Annotated in this window: 20 protein-coding genes; 2 read left to right on the top strand and 18 right to left on the bottom strand. The window is 44.2% G+C overall.

The features are described 5' to 3' along the window. Positions 1–55: 55 nt before the first annotated feature. Positions 56–934 (bottom strand): AraC family transcriptional regulator, encoded by an 879-nt coding sequence (locus CS562_RS05505; protein WP_099854213.1) that lies wholly within the window; start codon positions 932–934, stop codon positions 56–58. Between the two features lie 208 nt (positions 935–1142). Then, entirely contained in the window at positions 1143–2138 is a 996-nt protein-coding gene (locus CS562_RS05510; protein WP_099854214.1) for an MBL fold metallo-hydrolase, read from the bottom strand. A 197-nt stretch (positions 2139–2335) separates the two neighbouring features. Here CS562_RS05510 and metE point away from each other — a divergent pair, with 197 nt between their 5' ends. Next, complete coding sequence (gene metE / locus CS562_RS05515; RefSeq protein ID WP_099854215.1) at positions 2336–4627, top strand: 5-methyltetrahydropteroyltriglutamate--homocysteine S-methyltransferase; 2292 nt, start codon at positions 2336–2338, stop codon at positions 4625–4627. A gap of 137 nt (positions 4628–4764) precedes the next feature. Here the strand turns inward: metE and CS562_RS05520 are convergent, their stop codons facing one another. From CS562_RS05520 to CS562_RS05580, 13 genes are all read right to left on the bottom strand, one after another. Continuing rightward, complete coding sequence (locus tag CS562_RS05520; protein ID WP_099854216.1) at positions 4765–4920, bottom strand: alpha/beta hydrolase; 156 nt, start codon at positions 4918–4920, stop codon at positions 4765–4767. Positions 4921–5039: 119 nt separating this feature from the next. Next, complete coding sequence (gene vanG / locus CS562_RS05525; protein ID WP_099854217.1) at positions 5040–6092, bottom strand: D-alanine--D-serine ligase VanG; 1053 nt, start codon at positions 6090–6092, stop codon at positions 5040–5042. A gap of 52 nt (positions 6093–6144) precedes the next feature. Then, the gene (locus tag CS562_RS05530) at positions 6145–6951 is read right to left on the bottom strand and encodes a D-alanyl-D-alanine carboxypeptidase family protein (protein ID WP_099854218.1); all 807 of its coding nucleotides are present in this window, start codon (positions 6949–6951) and stop codon (positions 6145–6147) included. Beyond that, positions 6917–8071, bottom strand: a complete 1155-nt coding sequence (gene alr / locus CS562_RS05535; protein ID WP_099854219.1) for an alanine racemase — start codon at positions 8069–8071, stop codon at positions 6917–6919. The genes CS562_RS05530 and alr overlap by 35 nt, the downstream gene beginning before the upstream one ends. Before the next feature lie 319 nt (positions 8072–8390). Beyond that, a complete protein-coding gene (locus tag CS562_RS05540) occupies positions 8391–9242 on the bottom strand; it encodes a hypothetical protein (RefSeq protein ID WP_099854220.1) in 852 nt (283 codons plus the stop codon). Beyond that, on the bottom strand, positions 9239–9769 hold the full coding sequence (locus CS562_RS05545) for a sigma-70 family RNA polymerase sigma factor (protein WP_180287037.1): 531 nt from the start codon (positions 9767–9769) through the stop codon (positions 9239–9241). Before CS562_RS05545 ends, CS562_RS05540 begins: the two co-directional genes overlap by 4 nt. A 238-nt stretch (positions 9770–10007) precedes the next feature. Next, entirely contained in the window at positions 10008–11369 is a 1362-nt protein-coding gene (locus tag CS562_RS05550; RefSeq protein WP_076288481.1) for an LLM class flavin-dependent oxidoreductase, read from the bottom strand. Between the two features lie 32 nt (positions 11370–11401). Next, positions 11402–12214: an ABC transporter permease gene (locus CS562_RS05555; protein ID WP_099854221.1), complete on the bottom strand. Its 813-nt coding sequence runs from the start codon at positions 12212–12214 to the stop codon at positions 11402–11404. Continuing rightward, the gene (locus tag CS562_RS05560; RefSeq protein ID WP_099854599.1) at positions 12211–13056 is read right to left on the bottom strand and encodes an ABC transporter permease; all 846 of its coding nucleotides are present in this window, start codon (positions 13054–13056) and stop codon (positions 12211–12213) included. The genes CS562_RS05555 and CS562_RS05560 overlap by 4 nt, the downstream gene beginning before the upstream one ends. Positions 13057–13098: 42 nt before the next feature. Next, positions 13099–14109 (bottom strand): aliphatic sulfonate ABC transporter substrate-binding protein, encoded by a 1011-nt coding sequence (locus CS562_RS05565; protein WP_099854222.1) that lies wholly within the window; start codon positions 14107–14109, stop codon positions 13099–13101. Positions 14110–14163: 54 nt separating this feature from the next. After that, positions 14164–14940, bottom strand: a complete 777-nt coding sequence (locus CS562_RS05570) for an ABC transporter ATP-binding protein (RefSeq protein ID WP_099854224.1) — start codon at positions 14938–14940, stop codon at positions 14164–14166. A 182-nt stretch (positions 14941–15122) separates the two neighbouring features. Further along, positions 15123–15797 (bottom strand): TetR/AcrR family transcriptional regulator, encoded by a 675-nt coding sequence (locus CS562_RS05575; RefSeq protein WP_076288477.1) that lies wholly within the window; start codon positions 15795–15797, stop codon positions 15123–15125. A gap of 50 nt (positions 15798–15847) precedes the next feature. Then, positions 15848–17077, bottom strand: a complete 1230-nt coding sequence (locus CS562_RS05580) for an aminopeptidase (RefSeq protein WP_373561682.1) — start codon at positions 17075–17077, stop codon at positions 15848–15850. Between the two features lie 184 nt (positions 17078–17261). On the opposite strand from CS562_RS05580, the gene CS562_RS05585 reads away from it, so the two are divergent. After that, a complete protein-coding gene (locus CS562_RS05585) occupies positions 17262–18536 on the top strand; it encodes a stalk domain-containing protein (protein ID WP_099854228.1) in 1275 nt (424 codons plus the stop codon). 107 nt (positions 18537–18643) lie between these two features. Here CS562_RS05585 and CS562_RS05590 read toward each other — a convergent pair whose 3' ends face one another. From CS562_RS05590 to CS562_RS05600, 3 genes are all read right to left on the bottom strand, one after another. Further along, complete coding sequence (locus CS562_RS05590; protein ID WP_099854230.1) at positions 18644–19147, bottom strand: GNAT family N-acetyltransferase; 504 nt, start codon at positions 19145–19147, stop codon at positions 18644–18646. 213 nt (positions 19148–19360) lie between these two features. Continuing rightward, positions 19361–19669, bottom strand: a complete 309-nt coding sequence (locus CS562_RS05595; protein WP_076288473.1) for a hypothetical protein — start codon at positions 19667–19669, stop codon at positions 19361–19363. A gap of 15 nt (positions 19670–19684) precedes the next feature. After that, positions 19685–20869: an aminotransferase-like domain-containing protein gene (locus CS562_RS05600; protein ID WP_099854232.1), complete on the bottom strand. Its 1185-nt coding sequence runs from the start codon at positions 20867–20869 to the stop codon at positions 19685–19687. Between the last annotated feature and the right edge of the window lie 39 nt (positions 20870–20908).

A 20908-nucleotide genomic window follows, 5' to 3' on the forward strand; every position in this document is an offset into this window, starting at 1 on the left:
CAATTTATTAGAGTATATGGATTTTGGAGAAGGCTTTCTCTTCAAATATTGTGAATTATCCTTCATATGTTGTGATATTTGTACGGTGCTTCTTACGAAATTCAGAAGGAGTGCAGTCATTATATTTTTTAAAAAGACGGTTATATGAGTTCACATTGTTGAACCCATGACCAATGGCAATATCCAGAATGGATTCTTCACGAAACAATAATGCCCATTCCGATTTGATGATACGAAAATGGTTCAGGTATTCCATCAAAGTGATTCCTTTGATCTCTTTAAACAGTTTACATACGTGAAACTTGCTGAATTTAATGTGCTCCGCGACCTGATCGAGTTTAATGGGTTCTGCATAGTGCTCTTCCAGGTATTCACAGACCGATTCAAGAAATTCAAATTTTTTGGAAGAGGAACATGGCCATCCTGAAGTTAATTTATCTGTAATCGGTGCATTTGTGCGCAGCATATGAACAATAAGGTCATATAATCTGGCAACCATTAACCAGCGATACCCTGCCTGTTGATCCTTCTCTTCATTCGCTAAAGCATCTATATACTTCCCCAGATTTTTTTCGTTACTGATGTTTGACGGAATGACCACCGTTTTATTGAAAAGCTCTCGTAGATTCTGTGCTTCGTTATCCGTTATGAAACTTCCCGTCAGCAACTCCAATCGAAACTGGATAATGGTAAGATGATTGGTTCCCGGCAAGAAACAGTGAACATCCCCTGGTTTGATAAGCAACACATCTCCTTGTTTCAGCTCATACACATGGTTGTTCACGCCTATTCTTCCGTTCATTCCATCCACCACTACCATTTCCACCTCTTCATGCCAGTGGGCGGCAAAATTAAACTGATTCTCGGTATGAATCACCCGGATTGGAAGACCCTCTGTCATATGACCTGTTTCAAGAAAAGTAGGTACAGCCATTGAATCACCCTTTCCACATTTTCCAGTTCAATCATGATCTAGTTATCATTATTATGCATCAAGTATAGCTGTCCCTTCTAATCGAGCTTAAAAAAAACGGTCGGACAAACAAAAAAGCTTCTCAACATTTGTTAAGAAGCCCCTATTATGAGTCTATCAACTTTACGAATTCTCCGAGATAAATAGAAATGTTGAACGAGCATGACATTCAATCGTTTGGCTGCCTTTGATCGGTTCTACTTTTACCACTTTTCTCGATCCATTCATAGATGCTTTGCACATTGGACTTGAAATACGTAGTAAAGAACCAGTCCTGATAGGCTGATGGTACAGTGATTTCGTCCAAGTTTTCGTTTCTTTGAGCAGCGTCGGTCACGATTTCCAATAGATCCGTTATGTAGGCTTTGACTTCATGCAATGCATTTAATGAGCACACTTCTCCATGCCCCGGTACGATGATTTCTATATCCAGCTGTTCGACTTTGTTCAAAATATCCATCCATTGCTGAGGATTGGCATACATGAGAACCGGATGATGTTTAGATAACACCAGATCCCCCATTATGGCAATTCTGTCTTTCGGAATAAAGACCAGGGCATCGCTCTGGGTATGACCTCCGCCAAAAGTAATAAGTTCAACACTGCGCTTACTGCCGTGAATAGTCATGTGCTGATCAAAAGTTAAGTTCGGTAATGAATATACTAGATCGGGGAGCATCTTCATATATTCACGATCACTGGCATTATCCCATTGCATTTCCTGCCTTAACTTTTCGTTTGTCTCTCGTTGTATTTTTTCATCGAGTTCGTCTATAGCATCATATATCGCTTCTGGTTTTGCCAACTGCTGCGTTATTCTGTTCCTAACAAAAGTATCCATAATTTCGCGAGTAATCGATGTGGAAATAATCTGAGCTGCAGGGACAAATACTTGATTGCCACATGTGTGGTCACTATGCCAATGTGTGTTGATTACATAAGAAGCCTTTCTTCCCGTGAGGTACTCAGCCGCTATCTGCAAATCCTCTGCTGCCTGCACCGTCGTGAATGTGTCCACAACTAGCGTTGCATCGCCTAAATCAACGATTGTGGCATTGCCCAATGAACCTGTACCGGGAACTGCAATCGCAGCAAATACACCCTCAGCAACCTCATTCAATCGGAAATGCCTTGAACCTGTGAATGCCTCTATTCCACGTATCATCGAATACCTCTCCCTTCCTGAATCAAACGTCATTATATACTAAAACGATCGATTAACCCAGTTTGAATCCAACAGCGGTGTTCTCGACCCTGCGGGTATAGCCATAGGCTATAGCTAGATATAACTTAATGGAATTACATTATAACTCCGGATATGTGATAACTTTTTGGTAACATATTGTAGAGGAGTTTTACGTCATGGCAAAAAGCAGTGTATTGGGATATCCACGAATTGGTGCGGATCGGGAATGGAAGAAAGCCTTGGAGGCATTCTGGTCAGGTAAGCTCGAAGAAACAGATTTTCAAGCAAAATTGCAGGAGATTCGGTTAGATCACCTGCGCAAGCAGCAAGAAAAAGGTATCGATTTTATTCCTGTTAATGACTTCAGTTACTATGATCACATTCTGGATACTGCCGTTATGTTCGGCATTGTTCCAAAACGGTTTGCATATGACGGTGGCGCTGTACCTTTGTCCGTCTATTACGGAATTGCTCGGGGAACAAAAGATGCAGCAGCAAGTGAAATGACAAAATGGTTTAACACGAACTATCACTATATCGTACCTGAACTGGACGGTGCTTCCCCTGCCCTCACGGAAAATAAACCACTTATTGCTTATCGCGAAGCTAAAGAGAAGCTCGGTATTGAAGGCAAACCGGTTCTTGTTGGACCGTTAACCTTCCTGAAACTATCCAAAGGATACGATAAGTCCGAAACAAACGTTTGGCTGGACCGCTTGCTTCCGCTCTATGTACAAGTGCTTAAAGAGCTTGCAAATGAAGGAGTTCAGTGGGTACAGATTGACGAGCCAATCCTCGTTACCAAAACAAGTGACGCTGACCTAGAGCTGCTGAACAAAATTTATGAGACATTTGCAGCTGCTGTACCAGGTCTGAACATTATGCTGCAAACCTACTTTGAATCCGTAGAGAACTATAGCAACATTGTTGCCCTACCGGTTCAAGGTATCGGACTTGATTTTGTTCACGGCGCTACCGGTAACATTCAATCCATTAAAGCATCAGGTTTCCCAGCGGATAAAGTTTTGGGTGTTGGGGTTATTGACGGCCGCGGGATCTGGAAAGCCTCTTTGCCAGGAAAACTGAAGCTGTTGGATGAACTGGCTGAACTCGTAACACCTGAACGTTTAATCGTGCAATCCTCATGCAGCTTGCTTCATGTTCCGGTAACGACAGAGCGTGAAACTAAACTCACATCCGAACTGAAAAATGCTCTGGCATTTGCAGATGAAAAGTTGGACGAGATCGTTCTGTTGACGAAAGCATTGTCTTCAAGAAACGCTGAAATCATCGCTGAAATTGAAAATTCCGATCGTACGATCCAGGCTCTCCAGCAATCCGAAGAGCGCAATCGTGTTGCTGTTCAAGAAGCCGTGGCAACACTCAGCGTTCAACAGCCGGAACGTTCCCGACCGTTTGCCGAGCGTCATATCGCGCAGCAAGACAAATGGAAATTGCCACTTTTCCCGACAACGACTATCGGCAGCTTCCCACAATCCGCAGAAGTGCGTAAAGCACGTCAATTGTGGCGTAAGGGTGAGTTGAACAATGAGCAGTATGCTGCGTTCATCCGGGATCAGATTGATATCTGGATCAAAATTCAGGAAGAGATCGAGATCGATGTTCTCGTACATGGTGAGTTTGAGCGTACCGACATGGTAGAGTTCTTTGGCGAAAAACTTGCTGGGTTTGCCTTCACACAATTTGGCTGGGTACAATCATACGGTTCCCGTTGCGTCAAACCACCAATTATTTTCGGAGACGTTGCATTTACTGGAGAAATGACCGTTGAAGAAACCAAATATGCACAGTCCCAGACACAACGTCCTGTAAAAGGTATGCTTACTGGACCGATCACTATCATGAACTGGTCATTTGTGCGTGAAGACATCCCGCGCGAGCATATCGCATATCAATTGGCGTATGCACTGAGACAAGAAGTCGAAGCGTTGGAGCAAGCAGGTATTGGCATGATCCAGGTCGACGAGCCTGCGGTTCGCGAAGGACTGCCGTTGAAGGAAAACGAGCAAGCCGATTATCTGGCTTGGGCTGTCAAAGCTTTCCGTATTTCCACTTGCACGGTTCAAGACACGACTCAAATTCACACACATATGTGCTATTGCGAATTCCATGACATGATCGATTCCATCGAAGCGATGGATGCCGATGTTATTTCGATCGAGACATCCCGCAGTCACGGTGAACTGATTCACAGCTTTGAGTTGAACACTTATAAACTGGGCATTGGACTTGGCGTATACGATATCCATAGCCCACGTGTTCCAAGTGTGGATGAAATGACGAGCATGATTGAACGCGCCTTGCGTGTATTGGACCCTAAATTGTTCTGGATTAATCCGGATTGCGGTCTCAAAACTCGTGGACTCGAAGAAACCGTTGCTTCCTTGCGCAACATGGTTGATGCAACCAAGATTGCTCGTGAAAAGCACGTTGCAACAACGGTTTAAGTTGAATAGATAAATAATTCAAAAATTCTTTTATAAAAGGCGGACATTCCTATGTTATGGAATGTCCGCCTTTTAATATCATTATAAGCAGAGTTCCAAATGGGGGCATTATTGACCTTAGCGGATTCTGTCATCGATCATAGGATGCTGGCGGCATTTGAAAATGCAATGTTCACTTTTCCTTTATCCCTGGCGTAAAGAGTAAGTGTGGCGGTAAGTCCTCCTCCAGCGCTTTCTCCGCCTACCATGAGCTGATCTTCTCTAATCCCAAGTTCTTTCACATGGCTTTTCATCCATAAAAGGGATCATAACAATCATTCTACTCTTCACTACACTGTAAACCGTCGATGTCTTTCCCCCGCTGTTGAATCCGATCTTTTTTTGATTTTCCTCATCGAGTTAAGCCACGCTCTCAGTTCTCATCAATGGCGAGCTCGATGAGCTGGTTAAGAATATTTGCATAAGTCATGCCACTAGCTTGGAGCATGTTGGGATAGCGGGAATTCGATGTGAAACCAGGTATCGTGTTGACTTCATTGAACACAATTCTTCCATCAGCGGTCAGGAACATATCTACTCGGGCAAAACCTCTGCATCCAAGCGTTTTATAAATAGTCAGAGCGCTCTCCTTAACCTTCGTTGCAGTGTCTTCATCAATGCGGGCTGGCAAGTGAATCTTCGAACTGATCAAGGAGTACTTTTCCGAGAAGTCAAAAAAGTGCCCCTGTAGTTCAATCTCATCAATCATACCGATGATGGGATCAGAATTGCCCAATACAGCACAACCCACTTCAAAACCGTTAATATTTTGCTCAATGACTACTTTGCTGTCGTGTATGAAGGCGTGTTCAATTCCGGTAATCAACTCTTGCCTATTGTTCACCTTCGATATGCCTAATGACGATCCTGATCTAGCCGGCTTAACAAAGAGTGGGAAGCCCAGTGCTTCTGCTTCTGATAACACTTCTTCCATCCGTTCACTCCTATGTATTGTAAGGGAACACGGCGTATCTATGCCTGCTGCCTGCACCAGTTTATGAGCCAGTTCCTTGTCCATACATAACGCAGAGGATAACATGCCACATCCAACAAACGGTATACCCGACAGTTCCAATAATCCTTGTAGAGTTCCATCCTCACCGTATTTGCCGTGAAGTACTGGAAACACAACATCAATCGGTGTTACATGATATTCCGTATGCACAAGCTCAATGAGTCCTCTGACTTCTCTACTCGGCGAGAAAAAGGATGGGATACAACTCGGATGCAAATGCCACCGATCATTGCGAATATCCTCAACCGTTCCACTATATCGGAGCCAAGAGCCTTGCTGTGTAATTCCAATTAATACAAGATTATATTTTTCGGTATCCAAATTTTCAATCACTGAAGCGGCTGAGCTCAAAGATACGTTATACTCACCTGAACATCCGCCAAACAATACCGCAATCGACTTCTTCTGCATCGTAAAATCCTCCTAAAATGTGATATGTCTAAATCATCCTTATTGCTATAACTTAATTTTTAGAGAATGTCGTAACAATGAATCCTTCACGATTCGTTCCTGATATCCGATAAGAATCACAACTCAAGATCGGGATATGGCTAGATGTCCCTTTATCCGCGGGAACGTAATATATCTGGATTGTCATGTCCTTTTCTTTAATCGTAAGCTGCTTTCCAGGGTACCGATACTGCTGTACAAAATCGATATACTCCTCTAAACATAGATTGTTCTCTTCCATGATTTTGGAATGGGGATATCCTACATATCTAAAATGCCATGGTTCATAAGCAATACGCGTGATTGATTCTTTTTCTTGTTTATATCGAAGGATAAAACCGAATTGTATGGCATGTTGTCTGAAGGACTTGTAAATGCCCGTATCCGGAAAGGAAGGAGCAATAAAATCGATATTCGATTTCAATTTACCCACATCGATAGCCAACCCCGTTTGGTGTTCACTATGGTCAGGCAAGGCTACGTATTTGGAAGTATATTCCGAACCCTGTTCAATCAAACAATCTTGATAGATCTGGACTTGATCTTCTTTTGTTCGATATGCGCTGACAGCGACAATATCATCCGTCCCCCCACAAGCTTTAAGCAGAGCATGAAATTGATTGAAACACTGCTTCTCCAGAAGCATCTCCTTATTTAACTTCTTTATTGAAGGCAATGAATCCAATGACTCTAGTTGATGGACTTGTACTTGTCTTCTGATTGGGTTTTGATCATTGATTAACACTAAGTGTCCTTGAAACCGTTCTTCGTTACTTACGCTGATTTCAATATGTTTTTGTACGACTTCCCGTGATTTCATGATGAACTTCCCCACCTTCTTTATAAATTCGTAACACTCTGTCCGTGATGGAACTCGTTATTTCTTGAGAGACACCACCGATATGATTGGCCAGTTCCTGAATCTGAATTTCTTGGTCGCCTGAATAGCCAACGAAGGTCACCTTTGATCCTTCCGGAAAATACATCGGAAGCTTGACCATCAATTGATCCATGGAGATTTTCCCTATAATTTTTGCGCGAACCCCTTCCACCAAAACCTCCGAATTTTGCATTCTCTGCGACCATCCATCGGCATAGCCGATAGGTACTGTTCCGATCCATTGCTCTGAGTCTGTTTGATAAGCATTGTTGTACCCCACATATTCGCCTTCTTTTAATTTTTTCGTTTGCAATAATCTACTGTGCATACTGAATGCCGGCTTTAGTTGGATGTTAGGTACTAGTTTTTCAGGATAAAAGCCATAGATTGCAGCTCCTATTCGAGCCATATCCATGCACAATTCCGGGAATCGAAGTGCTGCTACACTTCCCGCACAGTGATAATGATTGATCGGAATCCGTGATATACTGCTCCATTCTTTCATTTCCAGGAAGCGTTGAATCTGAAGCTGTAGATAACGGTTGTCTGCCTCACCTGCAGTTGCGAAGTGGGTATAGAACCCGTCGACTACTACATCTGGTGCTCTGAGCCAAGGAACCATTTCAAGCCACTCTTCTTGCGTGCGTATACCTATTCGCCCAAGTCCAGTATCCATTTTCACATGCACAGATAACTTATGTGGGGTATGAATAGGCTTGTATTTTCTCATCTCATGAAACCATGACGCCTGTGTAACGGTAAGCATCAAATCATGTTCAAGAGCCAGAGGTACAAGTTCGGGACGAATCGGAGTCAAAATAAGGATCGGTTGTTGTAAGCCGGCATTTCTAATGCGGATGGCTTCTTCAATGAAGGCACACGCTAAATAATCCGCGCCTGCCTCTACTGCTTCTTTGGCTGTCTCGATATCTCCATGCCCGTATGCATTTGCTTTAACAACGGCCATTAATTTGGTCGAACGGGGTAGAAATTTGCGGATCTCTATGATATTCTCGCGAATTTGCGTTAAATCTATTTCAGCCCAAGTATCTCGGTACATCCGAGGGATCTCCTCAACTGAATAGATGACTTGTTTTTACTTCCTATTTTCAGTAGATCCGCATATGCACTTTTCATTGTTTGGCCTCCTAAAGGTGTAAATGTAGTGCGTTGAATTGATTTAAGTGTATATTAAGGCCGCTTCAGCTCCTATCGATCAAACTTACACAAAACTGACAACGATGTAAGATTACAGATTTACACTTCTCATAGTTACAACAAAAAAAGTCGCCAAAAGGGCGACTCGTAAAAGATAACGGAAATGAACTTCAATAATAAAGTCTACAAGAAGAAGCCTGCGTTAAAGCAGGCCACTTTCATTATTGCGGATTTTCATTACTCATCCAACTGTCGACACGCAGTGGTTCACTGTAGTCTTCCCGGTCAGTAAATTCTTTCAGGTGTTTCTCTGCATCTGCACGGTTCTCGAAGGCACCCATAACGACGGAGAATTTTCCATTTTGGGTCTGCACAACGCTGCTGCCATCGGCTGAATATTGTTCAGCCAACATGGCCAGTGATTCACCCTGCTCCATGTCTTCGCTACGGACAAAGAAAAGCTCATGCGATTGCGTTTTCTTCCCGTCGGAAAAAAGCTTCAACTGAATATATCCAGGCTGCTGATACTCTGACACGGAATAATCCACATCATCCTTCAGTTCAACCACAAAGCCAATCGCAGAATCATCCAAAATGATATTTTGATAGACATCTTTTACATTCTTAAGTGCTTTAATATCCTTCTCCAACTTGTCATAATCCAGATGACGTACCCCATTGAAGGTGAAGATCAGACGATTCGGCCCTTCTTTGTGATCCACAGTATACGATGGAGCAGAGGTGATCTGTTCACCATCGATCTGAAAATGAATGTTTAGTGTATCCGATTCTTTGGTCGTTGTAACCGAAACCCCATCTGTGCGCTCCCCGCCGCCACCAACTTGCAAAATTTTGACGACAGAACCTATAACAGGTACATCGGATAATGCCTTGGCTACACCTGGAACGTTAGCTGTTATCATCACCGCAGCACAGGCAGCAACCAGGGAGGAGCTACGCCAGATCATCATTTTTCTTCGCTTTTGGTTTCGTGCGCGCTGACGGGCTTGCTGAATAACTCCGGAAAGGCCGGATGGAATATTGATCTGTTCATATCGTTCTTTTCCTGTCATGTAAAATCAACCTCTTCCTTGGTCAGATGTTTTTTGAGTTTGTTTAAGATCTTATAGAACCTGGTCTTCACCGTGCTTTCCGGCAGGGACAATACCTCCGCCATATCCTTGAATCGCTGATCCTGGAAAAATTTCAAAACGATAAATGCCCTATCTTCGGGAAGCAGGTGATCAAGTGCTTCGTATAAATCCCATTGCTCTTCAAGCCCCATGGAACTCTCTTCGGCTGCAAACGGTATTGTACTGTCTTCCATATACGTGTATTTCTTCTTTCGTCTGATGTGATCCAGAGAGCAGTTGATGACGATTCGGGTCATCCAGGTTTCAAAATAATCAGGAGTTTTCACTTTTTCATAAGATAGAAAACCTTTATAAGAGGCCTCAGATATGATTTCCAATGCTTCCTGTTCATTTTTCACATAAGAGAACGCGAAGCGATAAAGCTTTTCTTTACATGCCTCCAGACGATCACTGAACTGCTGTTCAGTTAGTGCTGTACTTTCCTTGCTCAGTTTGTCCACCCCCATTGCGACTGTATATTTTGATTATTGCCGCATTTTTAATAAAGCTTACTTTGTATGTTGTTTCGCATGTTAGACAGCTGAGAGTCGAAAATAGTTTTAAAGAAGATGAATTTTTTGAATTTTTTATCTGGGAACAAGAACTTATATCGTCCCAAACGAAAAAAGCCGCCAATAGGCGACTTCTTTTCTCTTTCTTCTTTAGGAAGACCAGTAATTGAAAATCAGACTAAAACGGGAATGCTCATATTGTTATGGAGGTCTTATCTAACGTCTTCTCTTTTTGAAAATGACTTATACCCGGGCGATCCAGCCCAAGATGATCACGAAGCGTGCTGCCCGTATAATCCGTACGGAAGAGCCCCCGGGCTTGAAGAATCGGAACCACATAATCCACAAATTCATTCAAATCTCCCGGCAAAACGGGTGGCATGATGTTAAATCCGTCGCAACCATATTCTTCAAACCATTGTTGCATCAAATCAGCCAGTTGTTCATAGGTCCCAACAAACTGCATATGCCCTCTTGCCCCTATCAGCCTCCGACCCAGCTCAAGAATGGATAACTTATCTTTTCGAGCCATGTCCATAATCAGCTGTACCCGGCTTTTCATGCCATTGGAAGCTTCTACGGGATCTGGAATATCAGGCAACTGGCCTTCAACAGGATACTCCGAAAGGTCAAACTTAAGCATACCGGATAACATACCAACTGCAGCCGCCGGAGGGATTAACTCCTGTAGTTCTTGATATTTCCGCTGAGCTTCCTGCTCCGTCTTACCCAAAATCGGTGATAAACCAGGCATTATTTTCATGCTGCCTTGTTCGCGTCCATATAGAGCGAGTTTGGATTTGACGTTATTATAGAACTCTTTCGCAGCATTCAGAGACTGTTGGGCCGTGAAAATCACTTCACCATAGTTGGCTGCAAAATCCTGTCCCGGTTCGGATGATCCGGCTTGGATGAGTACAGGATATCCTTGCGGGGAACGAGGAACATTGATTGTACCTTGGGTAGAATACCACTGCCCTTTATATGAAACTTCCTTTAGTTTAGACGGGTCCGCAAATAGTCCAGCCTGTCGATCCACAATTAAGGATTGATCTTCCCAGCTATCCCAGAGCAGGGTGGCTACTTCGACAAATTCCCTGGCCATTTTATATCGAAGCCCATGCTCGGGATGTTCTGTTCTTCCATAGTTATTTGCTTCAACATCTAATTGGGATGTCACGATGTTCCATCCTGCGCGTCCTTCACTGATATGGTCCAATGTGGCAAATTTTCGAGCTACGTTATATGGCTCGTTATAGGTAGTCGACACGGTGGCGGTCAAACCCAGCTTTTCTGTATCCGTAGCCAAGGCCGACAGGAGCGTTAGCGGGTCCAGCATCCCTGCAGCCGATTGATCAGCGCCCATCACGTAGAGAAGATCAGCCAGAAACATCATATCAAACTTGCCTCGTTCAGCCGTCTGTGCGATGGACCTGTAAAACTTATAATCAAAAATCTGTTCAGCTCCTGAATCCGAGCGCCGCCAGCCATAGTGATGATGACCTGTATAATAAATGAATGCCCCTAGATGAAGTTGCTCTTGTCTCGTCCCCATATAAATCTCCCCTTCTTGTTTCAATTATCGGATTACCCCTTGAACGTATCTCGCCAGCGAAGCCATCTGTCTTCAAGGAGCCGGACAGTCGAATCCGAGAGCTTTCCTACAACCGCAAAGACTACAATACCAACAAATACAATATCCGTTTGCGAGTAAGCACGAGCATCCTGTATCATGTAGCCGACACCTGCGCTGGTTCCCATCATTTCAGCCACAACAAGGACTAGCCACGCCGCGCCCAGAGACAGTCTAACTCCAAGCAGAATATTGGGAAGTGCCGCAGGAATAATGAGTTTGCCGAGTAACTCCCATCTTGAATACTCGTAAATCCGGGAGACTTCAATCAGCTTCATATCAACGTTTCGTATACCGAGAAATGTATTCACATATACAGGAAAAAACGCACCTAGCGAGATCATTAGAATTTTTGAAAACTCTCCTACACCAAACCATAAAATGAATAATGGAATGAGGGAAAGAAGCGGGATCATCCGCAGCATCTGTAATGAAGGGTCAAGTGTGCGCTCCGCCAATTTCCCAAGCCCTGTGGATAGGCCGAGCATGAGCCCGGCAGCTGTTCCAAGCAGAAATCCCAGGCCCGCTCGATAGGAGCTGATCCCGAGATGTTCCAACAACTCGCCGTTCAAGATTAGACGGATGAACTGCTCTGCAATCTTGGAAGGAGCGGGTAGCATGGTCGCTGAAACCAGCTGAAGGGCAGAGGCCAATTCCCAGATGAGGAGAATAGCCAACGGAATAATCCACCCGTGAAGACGACCCGGAATTCTGCTCAGCCAGTCTCCTGCTCGTTCGGTTTGTTTACCAATCTCCAGCTTGCTCATTTTGCTTCTTCTCCTTTAAAACCGTCTTGCCACCGTAGTGCTCTCACTTCCAGAAGCTTAATGATGGAATCTGACAGTTTGCCCACGAAAGCAAAAACAATAATTCCCACAAACACTACGGTGGTGAGTGAGAACGATCTAGCATCATTGATCAGGTATCCCAAGCCTGCACTCGAACCCATCAATTCGGCAACGACCAGACCCAACCAGGCGACACTAACGGATAAACGTATACCCAGAAAGATATTCGGCAGAGATGCTGGAAGAATTAACTTCGTGATCATCTGCCATTTGCTGAATTGTAGTACCTGTCCTACATCAAAAAGCTTACTGTCAACGGATCGGATACCCAGAAAAGTATTAACATACAGCGGAAAGAAAGCACCTTTAGCGATCAGCAGCAATTTTGAAGTTTCACCGAAACCGAACCACAAAATAAACAAGGGAGCAATGGCCAAGTGAGGCAGCGTCCGCAGCATTTGAAAGGAAGGGTCCAGCAGTCGCTCTGTCTTGTAAGAAAACCCGACCCACAAGCCCATTGTTAGACCAAGACCGCCTCCGATCAGAAAACCAAGTAGAGCTCTCCACGTCGATATGCCCAAATGCCTTACAAGTTCACCTGTCTCCGTCATGCTGACGAGCTCTTTCCATATACTGCTTGGCGTTGGAAGCAGAACGGGGTTCAAATATCCCATAGTCCCGGCTACCTCCCACGCGATTAACAGACACACCGGAACGATAAGCCCTAGTACCATATTGCTAGCTCTTAAGTAAAGTTTTCGCCGCTTAACCGAGTTTTTCTTTTGAATTAAAGGCGGGATAACCGCCTTTTCCGCACGCATTTGCATGTAGTGAACGCCTCTCTTCTATAGGGGTCATTATATTTATTTCAGTGGATCCTTGAGAGCTGCGTCGATATATTGATTGTCCGTTATTGCTTTAACAACAACCTGATTCCGAATGTTCTTCACTTTATATTGGAAATCCGCTGTTTGCTGCATTTCTTCTACAATATTTTCATTAACTGGTGTGTTAATCATGCGGGAACGTTCGAATGTCCCACTGATAACACTGGCAGGAACACTACGTTCAGCTGCATATCTGTCGATCGCTTCGGTTTCATGCTCGCTTTCCCACTTCAATGCTTTATTAACTACCTTCAAGTACAGAGTCACAAGCTCTGGATGCTCCTCTGCAAAACCAGTTCCCGCGATCGTAAACGAAGGGGACAATACGCCAAGCTGCTCTCCGTCGGATAGCACTTTTCCTTTTCCAGTTAAGGTATTGAGTGTAATGTAAGGGTCCCATGTCGCCCAGGCATCGACACTGCCGGTTTCAAACGCAGACTGTGTCTCATCAGGCTGTAACTGAATGATTTCAAAATCTTTATCCGTCAGACCGGACTTCTCCAAACCACGGTATAAAAAGTTATATGCATTGCTTCCTTTTGTCACGGCAATCTTCTTGCCTTTCAGGTCACTAAGTGACTGGGCGGTACTACCGGCAGGTACAATAATCGCAACGTTATTTTTTCCGTCCAGAACTTGCGATACGATTTTAAAAGGAATATTCGCAGCTTGTGCTGCGATAATAGGCATGTTCCCCAGGCTGGCGATATCCAGCTTATTGGAAGCAATCGCCTCTGTCATAGGCGGTCCACTCTGAAACTCAATCCATTCCACTTTGGCACCTGTTTTTTCAAATTCTTGTTCAAACCATTTTTCTTCGCGTGCTTTACCGAACAAGCCACCGCTTCCCTGAATCCCAATTTTGACAGTTACATTTTGGCTCGTACCTGAACCACTTACATTTTCATTTGAACTCTTGGATGCACAAGCCATTGTCAATAAAGACAACGTGAGTACCATAACAAGAACCAGATATGATTTTTTCATATAATCCACTCTCCCTTTAATATGCTGTACTTCCTTCTTCGTCTATGGATAACGCTATATACCGCCGCCTACGTCATATAAAGGCTCATCCACTTTTTCGAACTCATTTAATACCAGTCTTCGCATCTCCTGAAATGCACTACCTGATCTTTTTCGGGGAAAAGGTAAATCAATCGAAAGAATACTCCGAATATGACCTGGACGCGGATTCATAATGACGACGCGTTCCCCTAGGAAGACGGCTTCATCGAGATCGTGGGTTACAAACAGCATTGTTGTTCCATTACGTTGCCAAATATCAAGCAGCACTTCCTGCAAATGAGACCGAGTAAAAGCGTCGAGCGCTCCGAACGGCTCATCCAGCAACAATACGTCCGGATTACGCAGCAAAGCTCTCGCAATGGCGACGCGCTGAGCCATACCACCTGATAATTCGCGAGGATATGATTTTTCAAATCCTTTTAAGCGGACCAGATCAATTAGTTCCTCTACCTTTCGGCGGACATTCACATCTCTAAGAGAGAGATTGGCTGCAATGTTTTTCTCCACCGTTAACCATGGGAATAGCCGGGGCTCCTGAAAAATGAATCCTTTCTCTATGCTGGGGCCGACAATTGGTTTACCGTTAAGCAAGACGGTCCCCGTATACTGCGTATCTAAGCCAGCCACAATTTTAAGCAACGAGCTTTTCCCGCATCCGCTTGGACCAATGATGGTTACTAATTCACCTTTTCGAACGTTGAGCTGAATGTTGTTTAACGCAATGATTTCGCCTACAGGGGCGACAAACGTTTTGTTCAGGTCACTGATCATAAGCATATCCCCAGACATTAAAGACACCCTTTCGCATTTAATCAATAATACTTACATGTTTACTTGGTTTTGAGGCCAAAAAAAGAGATTTACCCATTCCCACAGCATATAGAGCGGTGCAGTGTAAATCTCAGTGTTTGCAAATCAACAAAGTGAATTTCGGTTCGTTTTGTTATACGATATATTATCAATACCAATTCTTACCTGTCAAACATTTTTTTATTTATGTAACTTAAATCATTGTTTTTCTTGAACAGATCGCTTGTTAAACCCTCCTTCTCTGGTATCATAAAAAGACGAACAATTTTTTCCGGGTCAATATCTACTTGTATTTCATAACCTGGAGCGAGCTGCAAGGTCAGACCTTGAATCAGACTTACAAAATAAAATGCAAGTTGTCGAGTATCTCCATGTATGATGCCGCCTCTCTCCTGTCCTTGGCGAAAAATCTCTGCCAAAGGTTCCAGATTGTCGGTAAATCTCTGAGTTGCAGCTTGTTTTATTTCGGTGCTGACCGCCTGATTCGTTCGTATACTTTGGAGCATGATGGTGAAGGCCCAATTACTCTCGTTTGATAACCACCCTTTGCTAATCTCGAATAGTTTTTCACGAGGATCTATATCCATGTCTGCTATCTGTGCAATTGTCCTCCCATACATCGTTTGTCCTCGACGCAGAACCTCACTGAAAATTTCGTCCTTCGATGTAAAGTAGGTATAAATATTGCCTACGCTAAGTTTTGCTTCCTTGGCGATATCTTTAATATTGGTTGAATCTATCCCACGTTTAGCCATGGTTTGTAAGGCTGAATTTAAGATATGCTCAATGCGTTCCTTTCTCATTTGTTGGTCCTTCAAAATGTTTCTGGGTGACATTTGAATCCTCCTCCGTTTTATTACCAATTATTGATCTATGATTATTAATTCTAGGCCCAGTTACCGTTACGAAACACAGGTTCCAAGTTCCCATTTGCAAGTTCTCCATCAATATTCATAGTAGCCGATCCAATCATAAAATCGACATGAATGAGGCTTGAGTTCACACCGTTTGCCGCTTTTTCCGCTTCAGTCATCTCGTTCCCTCCCTCAAGACAGAAGGGATAAGCATTACCGATCGCGAGATGGTTGGATGCATTTTCGTCAAAAAGAGAGTTATAAAAAACAAGCCCTGATTCCGAAATAGGAGAATGATGGGGCACCAGCGCAATCTCGCCCAGATAGGCCGCCCCTTCGTCGATGCTTATTAATCTTTTTAGCACCTCATGCCCTTGCGCTGCTTGAATATTAATAATTTTCCCATTTTCAAACGTCAAGGAGAAATCATCGATTAGATATCCTTCATAACTTAGCGGCTTAGTACTGCGAACCGTGCCGTTCACCCCCTGCTTTAACGGGGTAGTCCATACTTCTTCTGACGGAATGTTTGCCAAAAATGAAATACCCTTTTCATTAATGTTATCTGCATCACTAACCCAGATATGTTTAGGCGACAATTCTATCCGCAGATCCGTACCAGGTCCACGGTATCGCAGTGCTCGATACTTTTTACGATTAAGCTGATCCGTCTTGTTTCTAAGCAGCTCAAGATGTGTCTTCCATGCCTCAACGGGATCAGCCGAATTAATCCGCGTAACGTTAAAGATAGCTTCCCACATCGTATCAATCAAATGCTCCTCGACAACATCAGGAAACACCTTGGAAGCCCAAGCCATTGATGGAACCGTAGCTATAGACCAACTGACCTTGTTGGACATGCCGTAGCTGCGAAATTTGGCTAATGCCTTACCTTTGGCTGCATTCAAATTCATGATCCGCTGTGGATTTATTCCATGCAGAAGATCGGGATTGGGTGCCGTGATCGTCAGGAAAGCTGCATTTTTTTCGGCAAAATTCTCCCAACCGGCTGCCCGGAACGCCGGGTATTCGTGGAACACCGAATCTGGTGCAAGTTCATACTTTAAACGCGTAATCTCATCGTCGTTCCACTCGATATAGACATCATGAGCGCCGGCCTCATAAGCATGTTTTACAACTAGTCGAACAAACGGTGCAGCCGATATTGGCGCGGTTATGACAAGCGTTTGTCCCTTCTGAACATGAACACCAACGTTGACCACAAGTGCTGCATAACGCTCCAATTTTTCACGCAAATCCAATCGCATTCTCCTCCTGCTTCTGACTAAAATTAATATCGCTTGGTTTAATTATTACTCTGCAAAAGTCCATCATATCTTGTAATTGGAACTCTATGAAAATTTTGCTATACTATTTTATACTAGATCATGATTCAGATAAGATGCAATTCTACTATATTTGATGAGTTGGAGGAATACAAAAAACATGTTTCATACACGAATAGGAAAAACTGCTGCTGCCACTATTCTTGCCATATCCTTGCTCGGAACCACTCCAAACCTTAATGATGCCTACGCCGCACCAGCCATTTCGGTCTTGCTGGATGATGTTCCTCTGAAATTCGATGCTGCCCCTCTGATTGATAAAGGTGTCACCTATGTCCCTTTCCGGACAGTTGGCGAAGCCCTGGGAATTAGCATTACATGGAACAGTAAAACGCAAACCGTGAAAGCGATTGGAAATGTAAAAGGTCAGGCGACGGAAGTGCTGCTTCAAGTGGGAAGCACTACAGCAACCGTTAATGGAGAAAAAGTAAAGCTCGCAGCGCCACCTGTTCAGCGGGAAGGTCGTGTGCTTATTCCACTCAGTTCGTTCAGTAGTCAGTTCGGTGTTAATGTAGGCTGGAACCAGTCAACTCGTACCGTTTCTCTTGTTTCACCTCAACGTGAAATGCATTTGAGAGCCTTCTATGCGCTGCAATCCTATAAGGAAATCGATTTGGTGTCATCCATGAACTCGGTCGCTTTTGGCTGGAGTCGCATCGATCGCGAAGGTCAATTTACACTTCAGGGTGATGAGTATCAAATTCCTGCTGCTGCCGGTGACGTTACACCTCAATCCATCGTTTCTGATGCAGCGAATCAGAGTATTAAACCGTATCTTATGGTTTATTCTTTGGATGGAAACGGAGAACTGACCAAGGTGCTGAGTGACAGCAGTATGCGCAAGAAGTCCATTGAGGGCATAACTGCTGCCATAGCTGAGAATGGCTTCGGAGGGGTTGTTCTTGATTTTGAAGGACTAGGTTTTAAGTTGGATGCTGTAGAGCAGCAGAAGCTGCTGAACAATTACGTCAAGCAATTGAAAGATTCCTTGCCTAAAGACATCGCTCTATCTTTGGCCGTACCTCCATTAAATAGTGCATATAAAGGTTATGATTACAAAACGCTCGCTTCATTGGCAGACGACATCATCATTATGGCTTATCAATATAATCCGGTCGGCACCAAAGCGCAGGTTCCCGAGCCGAACAGTCTTGTGGATCAGGCCATCCAGCTTGCGTTAGATGCTGGTGTTTCCAAACAAAAGCTTTTGCTCGGTATCAGCTTAAATAGTGAAACCTCATCTTCCATAGATGATAAACTGGGTCTTGCCAAGCGGTATGATCTCAAAGGAGCTGCCTTCTGGCGCCTTGGTTTATTCCGTACCTACAATAATCAGATGGAAGGCGCTGTCAATGCCTCTGTTATAAAAGAGTAAAGGAATTCCGTTATTCTTGAATCCATTAGCTTTTCACACACCAAAAAAACGAACCGAAATCTCTGGATGCTGACAAGAGATTTCGGTTCGTTTTTTATAAATGATATCTATGCGTTCAATGAGGAAGAATGTTCATTTCTGTGAGATTCACTGAGTACCAGATCTTTTTGATAAGCAAGCACTCGATCCCAGTCCCCGTGAAAAATCGGTATCCGATAGTACCCAACTCTTTCATAAAGGGCAGCCGCCTCAGGCTGTTTGGGGCCAGTTTGCAGCTTCAGATTGGTGTAGCCGAATTCTAGCGCAAGACGCTCTGCTTCGGCGAGAATGGCCTGGGCCACACCCTTGCGACGGAAATCCGAACGTGTATACATGCGCTTGACCTCCACGGATGTATCATCAAGGGGTCTGATGGCTCCGCAGCCTACCGGATATCCATCCAAACGCGCGACAATAAAGGCTGCTCGTGGTGTCTCCACATCGGATGGCTGAAATCCCGCCGTACCATCGCCGCCATATAACAATCCCAGTTCTTCGCTCAGCTCCTTGATTAAAAGTTCCGAATCCTCGCTTCGTATATCTTCGGCAGCTGCAAGCACGATTGACGACATTGCGTAAAACCCCTTTCCCTCATTGGATTTATTGGATTTTGTGATTTATATAAATTATCACGAACAGGTCCTTAGCGTCAATTCCCCATCGATTGAATATTTCAATAAGCAAACTGACGAATAGATTCAGAGCAAAAAAGTCGCCAGATTGGCGACTTTCCCGACACTTATATGGTTACAATTGGACGGATGCATTTCATTCCAAGCCTCTGCTTACCCTTCAACCACATCGGCTCGCAAATCCGTAGCAACCTCGATCATTTGCGGAACAACAGCTTCATTGACAATGGCAACATACAGATCTCCCATATACAGACGAAATGGAATCTGCAGGTTTTCATACGCCCACATGAAGAAATCCCCATCGATGGACATGACGCTCTCCGGTCCCTGGACGGTAAGAACAGGTGAGTACGTAAAGTCGGGTTTGGATGCAAAATACTGTTTGCATTCTTCCAAGGAGATGGATTGCTCCTCGTTATTTTCTTGCATGGATCGAGTGATCCGAAAACGTTGATTCATGAAATATGCCTCCAATTAGAATTTGTGCAGAACCTGTCCCAGAATTTCGATGCCCTTCACAATTTGCTCATCGGAAGGTGTTGAGAAATTAAGTCTGATCGCATTGCAGGGTTCGTTCTCGTCGACGAGAAAAGCAGTGCCCGGAACAACCGCTACACCTTCCGCAGCAGCTGTTTTGGCATAATCCAGCATCGGGATATGAGCCGGCAGATCACACCAGAGGAACAGCCCTCCATCCGGTTGAGTAAAGGTAATGGACTCACCCATATGCTCCTGCAGCTTGTCAATCATCAAGGCAGACTTCCTGCGATAAATCGCACGGATACTGCTGATATGCTCTGCATAGTTATACTCAGTCATGAACTTGTGTGCCAGAATCTGCGGCAGCATGGCTGTATGTACATCCTCTCCCTGTTTGGCAACAACCATCTTCTGAACAACCTCGGAAGGAGCCAGAACATAACCAACACGCAAGCCAGCGGACAGAATCTTGGAGAAAGAGCCTACGTAAATAACCAGACCTTCATCATCCATCGACTTAATCGTCGCTACATCTTCTCCGCTAAACCGAAGTTCTCCGTATGGATTATCTTCCAGAATCATGACTCCATACTTCTTGGCAAGATCATAGATCGCCTTGCGTTTCTCCAAGCTGGTGGTAAAACCTGTAGGGTTTTGGAAGCTCGGAATGACATAGATCAGCTTTACATTCTGCTCGGTTTGCAGGGCATGTTCCAGCTTCCCGATATCCATACCGTCCGTCTCCATCGGAACGCCGACCAGGTTTGCTCCTGAAGCCCGGAAAGAGTTCAGTGAACCGATAAAGCTTGGGCTCTCACAGATAATCGTATCCCCTTCATTACAGAATACTTTACATGCGAGTTCAATTCCTTGTTGTGCTCCAGACACGATGAACAGTTCATCCGATGCTTTGCCTGTGTCAAAGCCTGTCTTCAGATGTGTAGTCAATGTATCCCGCAGTGGGGCATAACCTTCGGTAATTCCGTATTGCAGTGCTGTTACCGGGTCCTGTTTCAGAATTGATTGGGTGAATGTGCGAATGGCCTCAATAGGGAAAGTCTCCGGAGCGGGATTTCCCGCAGAGAACGGAATTACATTTTGACCCGAAGAAGCCTTCAGAATCTCGCGAATGATGGATGGCTGTAATGCAGCAATCCGGTTGGAAAATGAATAGTTCATCTTAAAATAATGCCTCCCGAATTCAAATCAGACTCTTGT

Origin of the sequence: Paenibacillus sp. LK1 (assembly GCF_002750415.1) — a bacterium.
In the GTDB taxonomy this organism is placed as follows: Bacteria; Bacillota; Bacilli; order Paenibacillales; family Paenibacillaceae; genus Paenibacillus; species Paenibacillus taichungensis.